The sequence below is a fragment of the Oceanihabitans sp. 2_MG-2023 genome (assembly GCF_030547245.1).
Classification (GTDB): Bacteria; Bacteroidota; Bacteroidia; order Flavobacteriales; family Flavobacteriaceae; genus Oceanihabitans.
Map to the genome: position 1 here is coordinate 1 of NZ_JAUOQT010000022.1, position 1,386 is coordinate 1,386.

1 protein-coding gene is annotated in these 1,386 nt (G+C 31.0%); it reads left to right on the plus strand.

Translation table 11 applies throughout. The annotated features are described in order from the left end of the window. The first annotated feature begins 599 nt into the window (after nucleotides 1–599). The gene (locus tag Q4512_RS16345) at nucleotides 600–1,157 is read left to right on the plus strand and encodes a hypothetical protein (protein WP_303426456.1); all 558 of its coding nucleotides are present in this window, start codon (nucleotides 600–602) and stop codon (nucleotides 1,155–1,157) included. The last annotated feature ends 229 nt before the right edge of the window (nucleotides 1,158–1,386 follow it).

The following is a 1,386-nucleotide window of genomic DNA, read 5'->3' on the forward strand; positions in this document are numbered from 1 at the left end:
CATTTTTGCCAACTTCTGATTTTCCTTCGGAAAATCCTCGTCGCCAAAAACGCAACTTTCCATACACAAGACCGTTGCAAAACATTGTCGAGCAAGTTTGCGGAAATCACTCAAACTAAAAAAAACAATGAATTAATAATTTTAAATTTTTGTTTTTAAAGTAAAAAACCAAAAAGTGTGGAACACTCTCTCGCTCGGAAAATTTTACGAATATTGAGAAAAATTTGAATTTATAAAACGTGTGAATTTAATCAAACTCTGAAAATAAGTTTGGCGGAATCCTTACTCAAAATCTGAATTTAAAAAGTTTGCGGAATTGAGCAAAATGCGGAAAATCTGAATTGCGAAATTTACTCAAACTCTGAATAAAAACTTGATTGAAAAACACTTAAAAAGCGAATTTTGGAAAAGTAATAAAACGGAATTACAAACTAAAAAAAACAACGATTTTGCAACAACGTGTATAAAAAATTGCTTAAATTAGTGTTTAACTAAAGGTCGTTGCGTTTTTGTTACGTCTGATTTTCCTTCGGAAAATCCTCGCACACAAAACCGCAACTTTCCATACACAAAACCGTTAGCACTAATTTGAATAATCAATGAAACAATTCACTAAAATTCTAGAAAAACACACTTCCGGGAAAAAAGTATTGGGTCTTTTTATACTAACCAATGTTGTTTACCTATTTATGTTATTGGTAACCATTCCAAAAACAATGGGATTCTCGAACGGAATGAAATTGTTGGATATGTTGCCAACAGGATATAATCAGGACTATGTAAATAAACTATTTAAGACACTTGGTGAAAATGGACGTGAAATTTATTTGACTAACCAAATACCATTGGATATGATTTATCCGCTACTTTTTGCTCTGACCTATTCTCTGCTTTTGGCATATTTTTTAAAAAAATTAAATAAACTCAAATCCCCTTTTACCTATCTTTCTCTGTTACCAATAATTGCGGGAATTGCGGATTATCTGGAAAATATCGGGATTATCACAATGTTGAACGATTATCCAGGCTTGACAGAGACTACAGTTAATGCAACCAATACTTTTTCAGTAATAAAAAGCACTTCAACCAGTATATTTTTTATTGCCTTGATAGTAATCTTAATAATACTTGGATTTAAATTCCTAAAAAAAAAATAAACTAGTGCTAACAACGTGTATAATCAATTGCTTATTCTGTGTGTACTCGGAAAATCCTACGGATTTTCCTCTGGTTCGTTTTCTTTTGCTAACTTAGTTCTAGCCAACGCAACTAACCATACACGAACACGTTGTAAAACATTTTGAACAAACCTTGAAAATTTTAAATTACCGTTTTATAATCTTCTTTACTATAGATCGATTTAAGGTTTCTAATTTTAGAAAATAA

What these genes read in the sequence shown, in the direction of transcription:
- Q4512_RS16345 (WP_303426456.1), top strand. Translation starts at nt 600, where the DNA reads ATGAAACAATTCACTAAAATTCTAGAAAAACACACTTCCGGGAAAAAA.